The following is a 15,110-nucleotide window of genomic DNA, read 5'->3' as shown; positions in this document are numbered from 1 at the left end:
CGCTTGGTTCTCTCCCGCTTCTCTCCCGCCGAGCGCCCGGCTGGCCGGGCGTTCGGCGCTCAACGTGCTGCTGGACGGGCGCTGGGCGGCTGAAGTGACGGCGGTGGCTACGCATGCGACCCTGCGGCGATGGGTGAGCCATTTTTCGGGAGCGAAGCCATCGCCTCCGGACTGTTGACCAAGAGCCAATTGGAGACGCGGTACCACCGGCTTTTTCGAGGCGTGTACATCGATCGCGATGCTGAGCTGACCGCCGCGGTGCGTGCCAAGGCCGCGTGGTTGTGGACCGGGCGCCGCGGAATCGTGGCGGGGTTCTCGGCGGCCGCCGTGCACGGAAGCAAATGGGTCGACGACAGAAGAGTCGTGGAGCTAATTCACACGAACCACCATCGCTCGTCGGGCATGCAACTGCATAGAGACACCGTCGCCGCGGATGAAATCGAAGTAATCGGCGGCCTGACGGTTACATCGCCCGCCAGAACAGCCCTGGACATGGGCTGCTGGTACCCGACGATGACCGCCGTGGCAGGTATTGACGCTTTGGCCGGCGCGACGGAAATCAAAGCAGTTGATGTCGAGCTGCTGGCCCGCAGGTATGCCGGGCGCCGAGGCATCGCGCGAGCACGGCGAGCCGCCGACCTGTTCGATGCCGGGGCGCAGTCGCCGAAAGAGTCATGGCTTCGCATGGTGCTGATTGAGGCTGGCCTGCCGCGGCCCCAGACGCAGATCCCGGTGCTCGACGAATTCGGCAGCGTGTTCGCCTATTTGGATATGGGGTGGGAAGAGATCAAAGTCGCCGTCGAGTACGACGGTGAGCAGCACCGCAGCGATCGCCGGCAGTACACCTGGGATGTTCGGAGGCTGGAAACACTCGAGTGTCTGGGTTGGATCGTGGTAAGGGTGGTCGCCGGTGACCGGCCCGGCGACATCATTCACAGGGTTCGCGCGGCGCGTGCTCGTCGTGTGCCCGGTTAGCCGGGCACACGACCACGAGCCCCCGGCTGGCCGGGCGCTCGGCGCATAAGCCTCAGGCTGGGATGAGTTCGACGCCGCTCAGCACTACCGCGTTGTCACGCGAAGGCGCGACAACGCTGGCCAGTAGCCGCCCGTCTTCCTTCCAGATGCCGACGTTGAGGGTCTCGCCGGGGAACGCGACACCGGCAAACCGTGCACCGTAGGCTGCCACCGCGCCGGCGTCGCCGTCCAGCATCGTGTCGACGATGGCCTTGCATGTCATGCCATAGGTGCACAGGCCGTGCAGGATGGGCTGCGAAAAGCCCGCGGCCGCAGCGAATTCGGGGTCGGAGTGCAGCGGGTTGCGATCCCCGCAGAGCCGGTACAGCAGTGCCTGCTGCGGCAGGATCGGCACCGCGACCTCCACATCGGGCGCCCGGTCCGGCGCGGCGTCCGAAGTCGACGGTCCACGCTCGCCGCCGAAACCGCCTTCGCCACGGGCGAAGATGGACCGCCGCTGTGTCCAGAGCAGGGTGCCGTCGGGCGCGCTGACCGTCGTCTCGCTCCAGATGACCGCGGCCTTGCCCTTGTCCCAGATGTCGGTGAACCGGGTGACGGCGCGAGCGGATCCCGAGGGCGGCAGCGGCCCGGGCACCTCCACCCGCTCGCTGGCGTGCAGCACCTTGCCCAGCTCGATGTCGATCCCGGGGAACTGCACGGTCGGCGGCTTGGTCATGTGGAAGGAGGCCGCGACGTTGCCGAACGTCGGCAGGACCTGCGGTGTGTCGTCGACGAGGTAGCGCAGTTCGCGCGGGTCCATCGGGTCCTTGCCGGCCCCCAACGCCAAGTGGTAGAGCTGCACATCGCTGCTCGTCCAAGCGAATTCGATCGGGTCCAGCTCGGCGGCCAGCGCGACGTCTACGTCAATGGGCATGTCAGCGCTCCCCCGCAATGTGCAGCGCGGCCAAGTAGCCGAAGGTCATGGCCGGGCCGATGGTGCCGCCGGGGCCCGGATAGGTGTGGCCCATCACCGGGGCGCTGACATTGCCCGCGGCATAGAGCCCTTCGATGATGGAGCCGTCGTCGCGCAGCGCGCGGCCGTGGACGTCGGTGCGGACGCCGCCCTTGGTGCCCAGGTCGCCGGGCACCATCTTGGCGGCGTAGTACGGCGCGTGCGTGAGCTCGCCGAGGTTGGGGTTCGGCTTGTTGGTCGGGTCGCCGTAGTAGCGGTCGTAGGCGCTCTCGCCGCGGTGGTAGTCCTCGTCGACGCCCGACCTGGCAAAACCGTTGAACCGCGCCACCGTAGCGGTGAACTCCGCAACCGGAAGGCCGGCCTTCTGGGCGAGCTCTTCGAGCGTGTCGGCCTGGATGATGACCCCGGATTCCAGCCATTTGCGGGGAATGCGTTGTCCTGGCTGCAATCCCGCGAAGATGTAGCGATCCCGGTATTGCTGGTCGAACACCAGCCACGCCGGGATGTTCTCGCCCGGCCCCGGCCCCTGGCCGAATTCCCCGCCGTACATGTGGTGGCAGGCCTCGACGTAGGGCATCGACTCGTTCATGAATCGCTTGCCCGACATGTTGACGATGATCGATCCCGGCGAATTGCGTTCCGACAACGCGAACCACGGTGCGCCCACCAGGGGCACGGTCGGGCCCCACCAGGCGTCTTCCATCAGTTCCAGTGCGGCGCCGAGCTTTTCAGCGGCGACGATGCCGTCTCCGGTGTTGGCCTTGGCGCCCACGGTCCACTCCGTGGTGATCGGCGCCCGTTGATATTTCACCCGCATCTGCTCGTTGTGCTCGAACCCGCCGGAGGCGAGGATCACCCCGCGCCGGGCCCGGATGAGCCGCGGCTCGGAAGACTCCGATGCGCCCGTGTCGCGCACGTAGACGCCGCGCACCACGCCGTCCTCGACGTACAGGTCGGTCAGCGCGGTGTTGAGCAAGACCGGAACACCGGCGCGTTGCAGGCCGATCCGCAGCGGGCCGATCAACGCCCGGCCCATCCCGACGAGGTTCTTACCGGTCGCCTTCGCCCACATCGTGCGGGCGCCGACCTTCAGGCTGCGCAGCACGCCCCGCGGGTGCCGCTTGAGCTGGTTCAGCCGCACGTAGTCCTGCTGCATCACCACGACGTTGAGCGGCACCTTGCCGTAGGCCGGCTCCAGGCCGGCCATGTCGGCACCCAGCTTGCGAGCGTCGAACGGCTTCGGCTCGATCGAGCGGCCCTCCGCACGCCCGCCCGGCGCCTCGGGGTAGTAGTCGGAGTAACGCGGGACCCAGCACATCTTCAGCGGGGTGTGCTTGAGCACGAACGACAGCATCTCGGGCCCGCGGTCGAGGTAGGTGTCGATGCGTTCCGGCTCGACGATGTCGCCGACGATGCCGTGCAGGTAGGTCCGGGCCGCCTCGGAATTGTCCCGGACGCCGTCACGCTTGAGGATCTCGTTGTTGGGGATCCAGACGCCGCCACCCGACCGCGCGGTCGAGCCGCCAAAATGGGCAGCCTTCTCGATGACTATTGTGGAAAGGCCCCGGTGAGCGGCGGTAAGGGCAGCTACCATGCCGGCCCCGCCGCTCCCGACCACGACGACGTCGAGCTCCTGTGCTGTCATGTAGAACACGTTATAGAATTGCCCGGGCCGGGCGCTACTGGGCCGGTCACACGAACGAGGAGACTTCCGCAGATGCTCAGTGTTGCGACGCGAGACGAGCTGGCTGCCGAACTGGCGCAGGCGGAGCGGAGCCGCGAGCCGATCGCTCCGCTGACCGCGGTGCACCCGGACATCGACGTCGTCGACGCGTATGAGATCCAGCTGATCAATATCCGCCAGCGGGTCGCCGAGGGGGCCCGGGTACTGGGGCACAAGGTGGGCCTGTCGTCGAAGGCGATCCAACAGATGATGGGGGTTGACGAGCCGGACTACGGGCATTTGCTCGACGAGATGCAATTGTTCGAAGACACCCCGGTCAAGGCGAGCCGCTACCTGTGGCCGCGGGTCGAGGTCGAGGTCGGTTTCATCCTCAACGCCGACCTGCCGGGGGCCGGCTGCACCGAGGACGACGTGCTGGCGGCCACCGAGGCGCTGGTGCCCTCCATCGAGTTGATCGACACCCGGATCACCGACTGGAAGATCGAGTTGTGCGACACCATCGCCGACAACGCCTCGTCGGCGGGCTTTGTCCTGGGCCAGGCGCGCATCGCGCCTGGCGACGTCGACGTCAAGGGCATCGATGCCGTCCTCAGTTGCAATGGTGAGGTCGTCGCGAAGGGCCGCACCGACGCGGTGCTGGGCAATCCGGTCACCGCGGTGGCGTGGCTGGCCCGGAAGGTGGACGGGTTCGGCGTGCGGTTACGCAAGGGCGACGTGGTGCTTCCCGGATCGTGCACGCGGGCGATCGACGCGCACGCCGGCGACAAGTTTGTGGCCGACTTCACGGGCCTTGGTTCTGTCCATCTGTCGTTCGAATAGTCTCGAATTAAATCGTCGGACTTAAATATCGAGAGCTTCGCGAAGGAGCATCATGCCGGCTAAGGCGAGTGTGGCCATTGTCGGGTCGGGAAACATCAGCACTGACCTGCTCTACAAGCTGCTGCGGTCGGACTGGCTGGAGCCGCGCTGGATGGTCGGTATCGACCCGGAAAGCGAGGGGCTGGCCCGGGCCCGCAAGCTGGGTTTGGAGACCACGCACGAAGGGGTGGACTGGTTGCTGGCCCAGTCCGAGAAGCCCGACCTGGTGTTCGAGGCGACCAGCGCCTACGTTCACCGCGACGCGGCGCCGAAGTACGAAGCCGCGGGTATCCGGGCGATCGACCTGACCCCGGCCGCGGTGGGCCCGGCGGTCATCCCGCCGGCGAACCTGCGCCAGCACCTGGACGCGCCGAACGTCAACATGATCACCTGCGGGGGGCAGGCGACCATCCCGATCGTGTACGCGGTCAGTCGCGCGTTGGTCGAAAAGGGCGGCGTGCCCTACGCCGAGATCGTCGCCTCGGTCGCCTCGGTCTCCGCCGGCCCGGGCACGCGGGCCAACATCGACGAGTTCACCAAGACCACCAGCAAGGGTGTGGAAACCATCGGCGGCGCCAAGCGCGGCAAGGCGATCATCATCCTCAACCCGGCCGACCCGCCGATGATCATGCGCGACACCATTTTCTGCGCCATCCCCGAGGACGCCGATCGCGACGCGATCGCCAAATCCATTTACGACGTGGTGGCCGAGGTGCAGACCTACGTGCCGGGATACCGGCTGCTCAACGAGCCCCAGTTCGACGAGCCGTCGCTCAATTCGGGCGGTCAGGCGGTGGTCACCACGTTCGTCGAAGTCGAGGGCGCCGGCGATTACCTGCCGCCCTATGCGGGCAATCTGGACATCATGACCGCCGCGGCCACCAAGGTCGGCGAGGAAATCGCGAAGGAATCCTTATCCGCGACGGCGGGAGGAATGCAGGCATGAGCACCCAGGAGATCTTCTTCAACCCGATCTGGGATGTCCGGCTGACCGACACGTCGCTGCGCGACGGCTCGCATCACAAGCGCCACCAATTCACCAAAGACGAGGTGGGCGCCATCGTGGCCGCCCTGGACGCCGCCGGGGTGCCGGTCATCGAGGTCACCCACGGCGACGGGCTGGGCGGCTCCAGCTTCAACTACGGCTTCTCCAAAACGCCCGAGCAGGAGCTGATCAAGCTCGCCGCCGAGACCGCCAAGGAAGCCAAGATCGCCTTCCTGATGTTGCCCGGCGTGGGCACCAAGGAGGACATCAAGGAGGCGCAGAACAACGGCGGGTCGATCTGCCGGATCGCCACGCACTGCACCGAGGCCGACGTGTCGATCCAGCACTTCGGCCTGGCCCGCGAGCTCGGTTTGGAGACCGTCGGGTTCCTGATGATGAGCCACACGATCCCGCCGGAGAAGCTGGCCGCGCAGGCCCGCATCATGGCCGACGCGGGCTGCCAGTGCGTGTACGTGGTCGATTCGGCCGGCGCGCTGGTCCTCGAAGGCGTGCGCGACCGGGTGGCCGCGCTGGTGGCCGAGCTCGGTGACGACGCCCAGGTCGGCTTCCACGGGCACGAGAACCTCGGGCTCGGGGTGGCGAACAGCGTGGAGGCCGTGCGCGCGGGCGCCAAGCAGATCGACGGCTCGTGCCGCCGGTTCGGCGCCGGCGCGGGCAATGCGCCCGTGGAGGCCTTGATCGGGGTGTTCGACAAGATCGGCGTCAAGACCGGCATCGACTTCTTCGACATCGCCGACGCCGCCGAGGAGGTCGTCGCCCCGGCCATGCCGGCCGAATGCCTGCTGGACCGCAACGCCCTGATCATGGGCTACTCCGGGGTGTATTCGAGCTTCCTCAAGCACGCCATCCGCCAGTCGGAGCGCTACGGCGTGCCCGCGCACCAGCTGCTGCACCGGGCGGGCCAGCGCAAGCTCATCGGCGGCCAGGAAGACCAGCTCATCGACATCGCCCTGGAAATCAAGCGCGAGCAAGAAAACGGCGCCGCCACCAAATAGCCCACCTCCGCGCGCACAGGCGACGCAAAGGAACCGCGAGTAGCCTGGCGCGCATGAGCACGACAGACACGACAGTCGGTCCTCGCCGGGGACGGTACGGCCTGCTCGCCGGGGGACTACTCACCGCCACCGCCGCGACGATGATCGCACTGCCAACGGCCAGCGCAGCTCCCCAGTGCAATCAGGACGTGGGTGCATCCATCAACTCGTACCTGCAGCGGCATCCGGACCTCCATGCTCAGCTGCAGGCCAAGTCGGAGGCCGAAGGTGGTGGCCCCAACGTGATCGACTACCTCAACCGGCATCCCGACGTACGCCAGCACCTCATCGACCTGTCCCACTCGTGCCCACCCTAGCGAGCCGGCCTCGTCCTTGAACGCTGTCGCCGACGCGCGGGAACGTTCGCCATTGACGAAAAAGTAGAACACGTTCTAGCGTCTAGGCGTGTTCGCAGATTCTTTTTCAGGCCCGCTCACCGCCGCGATCGTCGAAGCCGAGAAACTCGTCGCCGACGCGCCCTTCATCGAGACCGAAGCCGACCTGCTCGAAGGGCTTCAGTATTTGGCGGGCTGCGTTTCGGCCTGCATCCACCTGGCCTTCGATTACGACCGGGACCATCCGTTCCTGCAGTCGGGAACCGGGCCGTTCACCAAGATGGGCCTGGACAACCCCGACACCCTCTACTTCGGGACCCGGGTGCACGCCAATCACGACTACGTCGTGACCGGTCGGCGCGGTACCACGACGGACCTGAGTTTCCAGCTGCTCGGGGGTGAATACACCGACGACAACGTGCCCGCCAGCCAGGCCGCGTTCGACGACCGAGAGCTCGAGATCGCCGCCGACGGCAGCTTCGAGTGGCGGGTGCGGCCCACGAGCAACGGGCAACTGGTCATCCGCGAGGTCTACGGCGACTGGGCGGCGCAGCGCGGAACGCTGGCCATCTCCCGGCTGGACACCGCGGGCACCGCCCCGCCGCCGCTGACCCGCGAAACCATCGAAAAGCGTTACGCCACAGCGGGAAAGCAGCTCGTCAACCGGGTGAAGACGTGGCTGCAGTTCCCGCAGTGGTTCTACCTCGACCTTCCGGTCAACACCATGGTCGCGCCCCGGCTGACCCCGGGCGGCCTGGCGACCCAGTATTCGTCGGTCGGCCACTACGACCTGCGGCCCGACCAGGCACTGGTGATCACCGTGCCCGTGTCCGACGCGCCCTACCTCGGCTTCCAATTGGGCAGCCTTTGGTACATCTCGCTGGACTACATCAACCATCAGACATCGCTGAACAACACTCAGGCGCAGGCGGATCCGGACGGCAAGGTGCGCATCGTCGTGGCCGACCAAAACCCGGGCGTGACCAACTGGGTGGAGACGGTGGGCCATCGGCGGGGCTTTTTGCAGTTCCGCTGGCAGCGGGTGTCTCGCCAACTCACCGAGGCCGACGGCCCCTCCGTGGAGCTCGTCGACTTCGACGCCGTCCCGGCCAGGCTGCCCTATTTCGACCACAACAAGATCTCCGAGGATGACTGGCGCACGCGAATCGCACTGCGCCACCAACAGATTCAAGCAAGGATGCTGGGATGACGAAGTTGCTCGACGGCAAGGTAGTGGTGATCAGCGGCGTCGGCCCGGGCCTGGGCACGACGCTGGCGCACCGGTGCACGCGGGAAGGCGCCGACCTGGTGCTGGCGGCCCGCACCCAGGAACGCCTGGACGACGTCGCCAAGCAGATCGCCGACATCGGAGGCCGGGCGACGACGGTGCGCGCCGACATCACCGACGACGACCAGGTCAGCAACTTGGTGTCCGCCACGCTGGAGGCTTACGGCAAGGTCGATGTGCTGGTCAACAACGCGTTCCGGGTGCCGTCGCTGAAACCGTTCTCCGGCACCAGCTTCCAGCACATCCGCGACGCGATCGAGCTCAGTGCGCTGGGTGCGCTGCGCCTGATCCAGGGCTTCACCGAGGCGCTGGCCGAGTCGAAGGGCTCGATCGTCAACGTCAACTCCATGGTGCTGCGGCACTCGCAGGCCAAATACGGTGCCTACAAGATGGCCAAGTCGGCGCTGCTGGCGATGTCGCATTCGCTGGCCACGGAGCTCGGCGAGCAGGGAATCCGCGTGAATTCAGTTGCCCCCGGCTACATTTGGGGTGAGACGTTGCAGGGCTACTTCAACCACCAGGCCGGCAAGTACGGCACCACGGCGGACCAGATCTACGCGGCCACCGCGGCGAACTCCGACCTCAAGCGCTTGCCCACCGAAGACGAGGTGGCCTCGGCGATTCTTTTCCTCGCCAGCGACCTGTCCAGCGGCATCACCGGACAGACGCTGGACGTCAACTGCGGGGAGTACCACACGTAATGTCCGATCGCACCGATATCGGCACCGTCGAAGAGCTGCACGCGTCGGCCACCAAGCTGACCGGGCTCGACGACTTCGGCACCAACGACGACAACTATCTCGAAGCGCTGGAGGTGCTGCTGGACTCCTACCGCCGCGAAGCCGGCCTTACGGTGTTGGGCAGCAAGATGAATCGGTTCTTCCTGCGCGGCGCGCTGGTGGCCCGGCTGTTGTCCGAGGCGTCGTGGAAGCAGTACCCTCAGCACGCCGACGTCGTGATCGAACGCCCGATCTTCGTCACCGGCCTGGTACGCACCGGCACCACCGCGCTGCACCGGCTGCTGGGAGCAGACCCCGCGCATCAGGGCCTGCACATGTGGCTGGCCGAGTTCCCGCAGCCACGACCACCGCGCGAAACCTGGGAGTCGCATCCGCTCTATCAACAACTCGACGCCCAATTCACCCGGCACCACCAGGAGAATCCCGGCTACACCGGCCTGCATTTCATGGCGGCGTACGAACTCGAGGAATGCTGGCAGCTGCTCCGGCAATCGCTGCATTCGGTGTCCTACGAGACGTTGGCGCACGTCCCCACTTACGCGCGGTGGCTGTCCGAACAGGACTGGACACCGTCCTACCGGCGGCACCGCAAGAACCTCCAGCTGATCGGGCTCAACGATACCGAGAAGCGTTGGGTGCTCAAGAATCCCAGCCACCTGTTCGCCCTGGACGCCCTGATGACGACCTACCCAGACGCGCTGGTGATTCAGACGCATCGGCCGGTCGAGACGATCATGGCTTCGATGTGCTCGCTGGCCCAGCACACCGCCGAGGGATGGTCGACGAATTTCGACGGGGCCCAGATCGGTGCCGACGCAATGGATACCTGGTCGCGAGGGCTGGAGCGTTTCAACACCGCGCGCGCGAAGTACTCGCCGTCGCAGTTCTATGACGTCGACTACACGGAACTGATCGCCGACCCGATCGGCACGGTGGCCGACATCTACCGGCACTTCGGGTTGACGCTGTCGGATGAGGCGAGGGCGGCGATGGAAAAGACGCACGCCGACAGCCAGTCCGGCGAACGCGCGCCGAAACACCGCTATTCGCTGGCCGATTACGGGCTGACGGTGGAAACCGTCAAGGAGCGTTTCGCCGGGCTGTAGGTCAGTCGATCCGCCGCCGGCCCAACCACACGCCGTCCGGAGGCCCGATCGCCCCGGCCCGCCCGCGCGCCGAGGCAAGCTCCGCCGATGCCGCATTCCGATGGCCAGCGCCCGGGACGGCGACATCGCGGCGATATTCCTCGAGGCGTTCGAGGCGATAACCAAACTGCAGCAAGGACAGTGAATTAGCCGGCGTCCGGATCGTCGGGCTCGCCCAGGTAGCCTTCCGCGACCGCGTGCTCGATGCTGTCGCTCAATTTGGGGCACGACCGGGTGCGTGCGGTGTCACCGCCGGAATTGCGCACCTCGGTGAAGTGCGCGCAGCGCTGCCACGCTTCGGTGTTCCACTGCACCGCGGTGTGGCCCGGGCCGAGTCGTCGGACGGTGACCGTGACATGGCAGAACCGGCAGTCCACCGGCAGCAGCCCCGAGCTGAGGTAGCGCTCACGGTCGGCGCGGCTGGCGTCGGCGACGGCGGCGGCGCGTTGCGGATCGCCGCTGAAATCCCTTGACTTCGACCAAGATCCGCCGCCGACGCGGTCGGAGCCAGCTGGCCGCTCGTCGTGGTCGTGATGGTCGCCGTGCAGCAACAACATCGACCGGGCGAGCCGATCGACGTCAGGAACTGCCGGCTGATCGTCGGGCATGGCTGTCAGTGTTGTTCCGCGGGAACGTCTTCAGTCTCTTTGGCCTTGAGGTTCTCTTCGACCTCGGCGTTCCAGTACTCGTTGGCGCGGGTGGTGTCGACCTCGATCTCGAAGCGTTCCACCATCTCCGGCTGGATATCGGCGACGTCGACATAGAACTGCTGATACCAGCGGCGAAGCTGATAGACGGCGCCGTCCTCCTCGACCAGCAGCGGGTTATCGATGCGGGTCTTGTGCTTCCAGATTTCGACATCCTGCAGGAAACCCTTGCTGACGCCTTCGGTGAACACCCGCGACAGCTTGTCGGTCATCTTTTCGTCCATGCCCTTGGGCTTTTCGACGATGACTCCCCACTGCAGCATGAACGAGTTCTGGGTCACCGGGTAGTGGCAGTTGATCAGGATCGACTCGGCCTTGTAGCCGCCGTAGCTGTTGTGCAGCCAGTTGATCATGAACGACGGCCCGAAGTAGGATGCCTCGGAGTCAAGGTGCGCCTCGCCGTAGGAGGTGCCCAGGTCGTTGACGTCCGGGCGGCCCACGTTGTGCAGGTACTGCGACGCGATGTGGCCCTCGAAAACGTTCTTGAAGTACGTCGGCAACCCGAAATGGATGTAGAAGAAGTGCGCCATGTCGGTGACGTTGTCGATGATGTCGCGGCAGTTCGAGCCCTCGATGAGGATGCGGTTCCACCGCCATTCGGTCCACTCGTCGCTGGCGGCTTCCGGGATGTCGGGAATCCGGACCGCCGGGTCCGGCGGATTCTGTTCGTGGTCGTGCCAGACGAACAGCAGGCCGCCGCGCACGTCGGTCGTCCACGAGCGGGTACGCGCCGTCTTGGGCGTGCGCTTGGCGTACGGCACCAGTTTGCAGCGGCCATCGCCGCCCCAGCGCCAGTCGTGGAACGGGCAGGCCACCTCGTCGCCCTTGATGGTGCCCTCCGACAGGTCGCCACCCATGTGCCGGCAGTAGCCGTCCAGCACCTTCAGGTCCCCGTGCGAGTCGGCGAAGACCACGAGCTTGGTGCCGAACGCCTCGATCGGGTGCGGCTTACCGTCCTGGAAGTCCTTCGCGACGCCCAGGCAATGCCAGCCCCGGGCGTACCTCGTCGGCAATGCGCCGGGATCGATCTCCCGGATGCCGACCGCCTTGGTGTCGGTACTCACCTGTCACCTCCAACTCACTGGCCCTCTAACTAGAACACGTTACAGTTTTGCGGCGGGGCTGCGCAATGACGGCGCGTCTGGCTGCGGATACCCGCGGCGCATGCGCGCTCGGGGTATATCTAGACGATGCCGCTGTTCGCTTTCGAGGGTCGTGCGCCGCGGGTCGATCCGACCGCATTCATCGCCCCGACCGCCACCCTGATCGGCGACGTCGTCGTCGAGGCCGGCGCATCGGTGTGGTTCAACACCGTGCTGCGCGGCGATTACGGGCCCATCGTGGTGCGGGAGGGCGCCAACGTTCAGGACGGGTCCGTGCTGCACGCCCCGCCCGGCATCCCGGTCGACATCGGCCCAGGCGCCACCGTGGCGCACATGTGCTGCATCCACGGGGCGCACGTCGGGTCCGAGGCCCTGATCGCCAACCACGCCACCGTCCTCGACGGCGCGGTGATCGGCGCGGGCAGCCTGATCGCGGCCCACTCGCTGGTGACGGCCGGCACCCAGATTCCGGCCGGGATGCTGGCGGTCGGCGCGCCGGCGCAGATCAAGGGTCCGGTGGCGGGAACGGGCGCGGAGATGTGGGTCAAGGTGAACCCCCAGGCCTACCGCGAACTGGCGCAGCGGCACCTGGCCGGGCTCGAGCCGCTCTAGACCTTCCGGGCCGAGGCGGCCGCGCGGTCCATCTCCCAGTACGCGCGTAGGGCGGTGAGCTTGCCCTCGTCGTTGGCCTTGTACGTGAAGACGCCCTCCGCGGTCACCTGGTAGTCGCCATGGGTGATGAGGATGTGCCCGACGTTGGCTTCCTCGTTGCCGCACTGGTAGGTGTCGCGGAAGACGAACTCGATCTTGGCGGTGGGGGCGATCGCCTTGTCCCAGAACGCCGAGATGGCGTCGCGGCCCCGGTGGCCCCTGCCCTCCGGGTCGAAGGCCGACGGCCCGATCGGGTCCTCCACGATCGCGTCGTCGGCGAACACCGCCAGCCACGCTTCCTTGTCCCTGGCGATGACCGCCTCGCGCGAGCGCCGGCCGGCCTCGTGCGCGGGGTGCTCGCTCACGCGCCGACTTTTTCCGGCGTGGGCTTGTCCGCCCCGACCACCCACATGGAGTAGTACTGCGAGCCGCCACCGTAGGCGTGCCCCAAGGCTTTGCGCGCGCCCTGAACCTGGTGGTCCCCGCCCTTGCCCATCACCTGAATCGCCGCCTCGGCGAACCGGATCAGGCCGGAGGCGCCGATCGGGTTCGACGACAGCACACCGCCCGACGGATTGACCGGCAACCGCCCGCCGATCGCCGTCTCGCCGGCTTCGGTAAGCTTCCAGCCTTCGCCCTCGGGCGCAAACCCAAGGTTTTCCAACCACATCGGCTCGAACCACGAGAAGGGCACGTAGATCTCGGCGGCGTCGATCTCGTCGATCGGGCTCGTGATGCCGGCCGCCTTCCACAGCGCGGCGGCCGCGTCACGCCCCGCCTGCGGGCTGACCTGGTCGCGGCCGGAGAACTGCAGCGGCTCGGTGCGCAGCGCGGTCGCGTGGATCCAGGCGACCGGATTTCCCTGCGCCAGCCGGGCTTCGGCGCTTTCCTCGTCGCCGATCACCACGGCGGCGGCGCCGTCGGACGACGGGCAGGTCTCGTCGTAGCGGATCGGGTCCCACAGCATCGGGGACTCCATCACCTTTTCCAGGGTGATGTCGGGCTGGTGCAGATGGGCCAGCGGGTTGCGGGCCCCGTTGAGCCGGTCCTTGACCGCGACCATGGCACCGATATTCAGCGGTGCGCCCGACCGGCGGATGTAGGACCGCACGTGGGGCGCGAAATACCCGCCCGCGCCCGCTCCCACCGGCTTGATGAAGGGAATCGGAATCGACAACGCCCACATGGCGTTTGACTCCGACTGCTTCTCCCAGGCCATCGCCAGCACGCGCCGGTACTTGCCGGACTGCACCAGGCTGGCGGCCACCACGCCGGTGGACCCGCCGACCGAACCCGCGGTGTGCACCCGGATCAGCGGTTTGCCGGTGGCTCCCACGGCGTCCGCCATGAACAGCTCCGGCATCATGACGCCCTCGAAGAAGTCGGGCGCCTTGCCGACGACGACGGCGTCGATGTCGTCGAAGGTGCAGCCGGAGTCGGCCAGCGCGCGGTCGATCGCCTCGCGCACCAGGCCGTTCATCGAGACGTCTTGCCGCTTCGCGACGTATTTCGTTTGTCCGGTACCAAGTACCGCGGCGAGGTTGGGCCCTGCACCGGCCATCAGTTCTTTCCTTCCATGACCGCGACCAGGTTCTGTTGCAACGCGGGTCCGCTGGTGGCGTGTGCGAGCACCCGCTCGGCCGACCCGTCCCAGATATGTTGCGCCGCAAAGCCGATGCGCTCGAGGCCCGCGACGAACATGGGGTTGGCGGCCAGCGCGCCGCCCGACGGATTGACTTTCGTCGGCCCCGGTATCCGGATGGCGTCCGCGATGATCAGGTGCTGGTGGGTGAACGGCGCGCAGATCTCGGCCACGTCCAGCTTGTCGGTCCTGCCACCGGTGGCCGCCTGGGCCGCCGCCTTCGTCGAAGCGGAGTCGGTGAGGTCACGCGCACCCAGCGACGGGGTTTCGATGCGGTGCTCGATTCCTGTGATCCAGGCGGGGTTTTCGCGCAGCTCGCGTGCCCGCTCACCCGCCGCGAGCACAATGGCGGCGGCGCCGTCGGTGATCGGCGCGATGTCGTGGCGCCGCAGCGGCTCGGCGAAGAACGGCCTGTCGAGCAATTCCTCGATGCTGATCGCAGGCTCCACGGAGTCCACCCGGCGGGCATTCGCGAAGGAGTCAAACGCGACGCGCGCCATCTGCTCTTCGGTCCACTTCCCGGAGTCGAGCCCCATGCGGGCCTGCAGCCCCGCCATGGACACCGAGTCCGGCCACAGCGGGGCCACGGTGTACGGGTCGGTCTGCCGCGACAGGATCTGGCGCAGGATCCCCGCCGAGGACTTGCCGAAGCCGTACACCAGGGCGGTGTCGACCTCGCCGGTCAGCAGCTTGATGTAGGCCTCGTAGAGGGCCCACGCCGCGTCCATCTCGACATGCGATTCGTTGATCGGCGGGACGGCGCCGATCGAGTCGATCGCCGAGATGAACGAAAAAGCCCGTCCGGCAAGGTAATCGGATGACCCCGAACACCAGAAGCCGATGTCGGCTTTGGTGATGCCGAGATCCTCATAGAGCTGTGCGAAGCACGGCATCAACATCTCGACGCCGTTGGTGGTGCCGTCGGTGCGGCGGACATGCGGCGCGTGGGCAAAGCCGACCACCGCAACGTTGCGAGCGCTCATTTACAGG

At 66.9% G+C, this 15,110-nt stretch carries 16 protein-coding genes; 9 read left to right on the top strand and 7 right to left on the bottom strand.

Annotated features, from left to right (window positions below; genetic code table 11):
- Positions 1-129 precede the first annotated feature (129 nt).
- Complete coding sequence (locus G6N51_RS16325) at positions 130-975, top strand: DUF559 domain-containing protein (protein WP_163750724.1); 846 nt, start codon at positions 130-132, stop codon at positions 973-975.
- Positions 976-1,027: 52 nt separating this feature from the next.
- Here G6N51_RS16325 and G6N51_RS16320 read toward each other — a convergent pair whose 3' ends face one another.
- Together G6N51_RS16320 and kstD are read right to left on the bottom strand one after the other, a co-directional pair.
- A complete protein-coding gene (locus G6N51_RS16320) occupies positions 1,028-1,888 on the bottom strand; it encodes a MaoC/PaaZ C-terminal domain-containing protein (protein ID WP_083167681.1) in 861 nt (286 codons plus the stop codon).
- A 1-nt stretch (position 1,889) separates the two neighbouring features.
- Positions 1,890-3,572: a 3-oxosteroid 1-dehydrogenase gene (gene kstD, locus G6N51_RS16315; protein ID WP_083168634.1), complete on the bottom strand. Its 1,683-nt coding sequence runs from the start codon at positions 3,570-3,572 to the stop codon at positions 1,890-1,892.
- A gap of 72 nt (positions 3,573-3,644) precedes the next feature.
- Here kstD and G6N51_RS16310 point away from each other — a divergent pair, with 72 nt between their 5' ends.
- From G6N51_RS16310 to G6N51_RS16280, 7 genes are all read left to right on the top strand, one after another.
- Positions 3,645-4,430: a 2-keto-4-pentenoate hydratase gene (locus G6N51_RS16310; RefSeq protein ID WP_083167686.1), complete on the top strand. Its 786-nt coding sequence runs from the start codon at positions 3,645-3,647 to the stop codon at positions 4,428-4,430.
- A 52-nt stretch (positions 4,431-4,482) separates the two neighbouring features.
- On the top strand, positions 4,483-5,415 hold the full coding sequence (locus G6N51_RS16305) for an acetaldehyde dehydrogenase (acetylating) (RefSeq protein WP_083167689.1): 933 nt from the start codon (positions 4,483-4,485) through the stop codon (positions 5,413-5,415).
- Positions 5,412-6,470, top strand: coding sequence for a 4-hydroxy-2-oxovalerate aldolase (dmpG, locus tag G6N51_RS16300; protein WP_083167693.1), 1,059 nt, complete (start codon positions 5,412-5,414; stop codon positions 6,468-6,470). The genes G6N51_RS16305 and dmpG overlap by 4 nt, the downstream gene beginning before the upstream one ends.
- A gap of 53 nt (positions 6,471-6,523) precedes the next feature.
- On the top strand, positions 6,524-6,826 hold the full coding sequence (locus G6N51_RS16295) for a hypothetical protein (RefSeq protein WP_083167696.1): 303 nt from the start codon (positions 6,524-6,526) through the stop codon (positions 6,824-6,826).
- Positions 6,827-6,914: 88 nt separating this feature from the next.
- A complete protein-coding gene (locus tag G6N51_RS16290) occupies positions 6,915-8,054 on the top strand; it encodes a hypothetical protein (RefSeq protein ID WP_083167700.1) in 1,140 nt (379 codons plus the stop codon).
- On the top strand, positions 8,051-8,833 hold the full coding sequence (locus tag G6N51_RS16285; protein ID WP_083167705.1) for an SDR family oxidoreductase: 783 nt from the start codon (positions 8,051-8,053) through the stop codon (positions 8,831-8,833). The genes G6N51_RS16290 and G6N51_RS16285 overlap by 4 nt, the downstream gene beginning before the upstream one ends.
- A complete protein-coding gene (locus G6N51_RS16280) occupies positions 8,833-9,978 on the top strand; it encodes a sulfotransferase family protein (RefSeq protein WP_083167708.1) in 1,146 nt (381 codons plus the stop codon). The genes G6N51_RS16285 and G6N51_RS16280 overlap by 1 nt, the downstream gene beginning before the upstream one ends.
- A 185-nt stretch (positions 9,979-10,163) precedes the next feature.
- On the opposite strand, the gene G6N51_RS16275 is transcribed toward G6N51_RS16280, so the two are convergent.
- On the bottom strand, positions 10,164-10,625 hold the full coding sequence (locus G6N51_RS16275) for a hypothetical protein (protein ID WP_083167712.1): 462 nt from the start codon (positions 10,623-10,625) through the stop codon (positions 10,164-10,166).
- 5 nt (positions 10,626-10,630) lie between these two features.
- Entirely contained in the window at positions 10,631-11,788 is a 1,158-nt protein-coding gene (locus G6N51_RS16270; RefSeq protein ID WP_083167714.1) for a Rieske 2Fe-2S domain-containing protein, read from the bottom strand.
- A 126-nt stretch (positions 11,789-11,914) separates the two neighbouring features.
- Here G6N51_RS16270 and G6N51_RS16265 point away from each other — a divergent pair, with 126 nt between their 5' ends.
- Positions 11,915-12,439, top strand: a complete 525-nt coding sequence (locus tag G6N51_RS16265) for a gamma carbonic anhydrase family protein (protein ID WP_083167717.1) — start codon at positions 11,915-11,917, stop codon at positions 12,437-12,439.
- Here the strand turns inward: G6N51_RS16265 and G6N51_RS16260 are convergent.
- From G6N51_RS16260 to G6N51_RS16250, 3 genes are read right to left on the bottom strand one after another with little or no spacing between them, the layout of a single operon-like run.
- Positions 12,436-12,843: a nuclear transport factor 2 family protein gene (locus G6N51_RS16260; protein ID WP_083167719.1), complete on the bottom strand. Its 408-nt coding sequence runs from the start codon at positions 12,841-12,843 to the stop codon at positions 12,436-12,438. The genes G6N51_RS16265 and G6N51_RS16260 overlap by 4 nt on opposite strands.
- Complete coding sequence (locus tag G6N51_RS16255) at positions 12,840-14,039, bottom strand: thiolase domain-containing protein (RefSeq protein WP_083167722.1); 1,200 nt, start codon at positions 14,037-14,039, stop codon at positions 12,840-12,842. The genes G6N51_RS16260 and G6N51_RS16255 overlap by 4 nt, the downstream gene beginning before the upstream one ends.
- On the bottom strand, positions 14,039-15,103 hold the full coding sequence (locus G6N51_RS16250; RefSeq protein ID WP_083167727.1) for a thiolase domain-containing protein: 1,065 nt from the start codon (positions 15,101-15,103) through the stop codon (positions 14,039-14,041). Before G6N51_RS16250 ends, G6N51_RS16255 begins: the two co-directional genes overlap by 1 nt.
- Between the last annotated feature and the right edge of the window lie 7 nt (positions 15,104-15,110).

This window comes from Mycobacterium paraseoulense (genome assembly GCF_010731655.1).
GTDB classification, from domain to species: domain Bacteria; phylum Actinomycetota; class Actinomycetes; order Mycobacteriales; family Mycobacteriaceae; genus Mycobacterium; species Mycobacterium paraseoulense.
The sequence above is the reverse complement of the archived record's forward strand: the minus strand, read 5'-3'. Positions and strand labels throughout refer to the sequence as shown.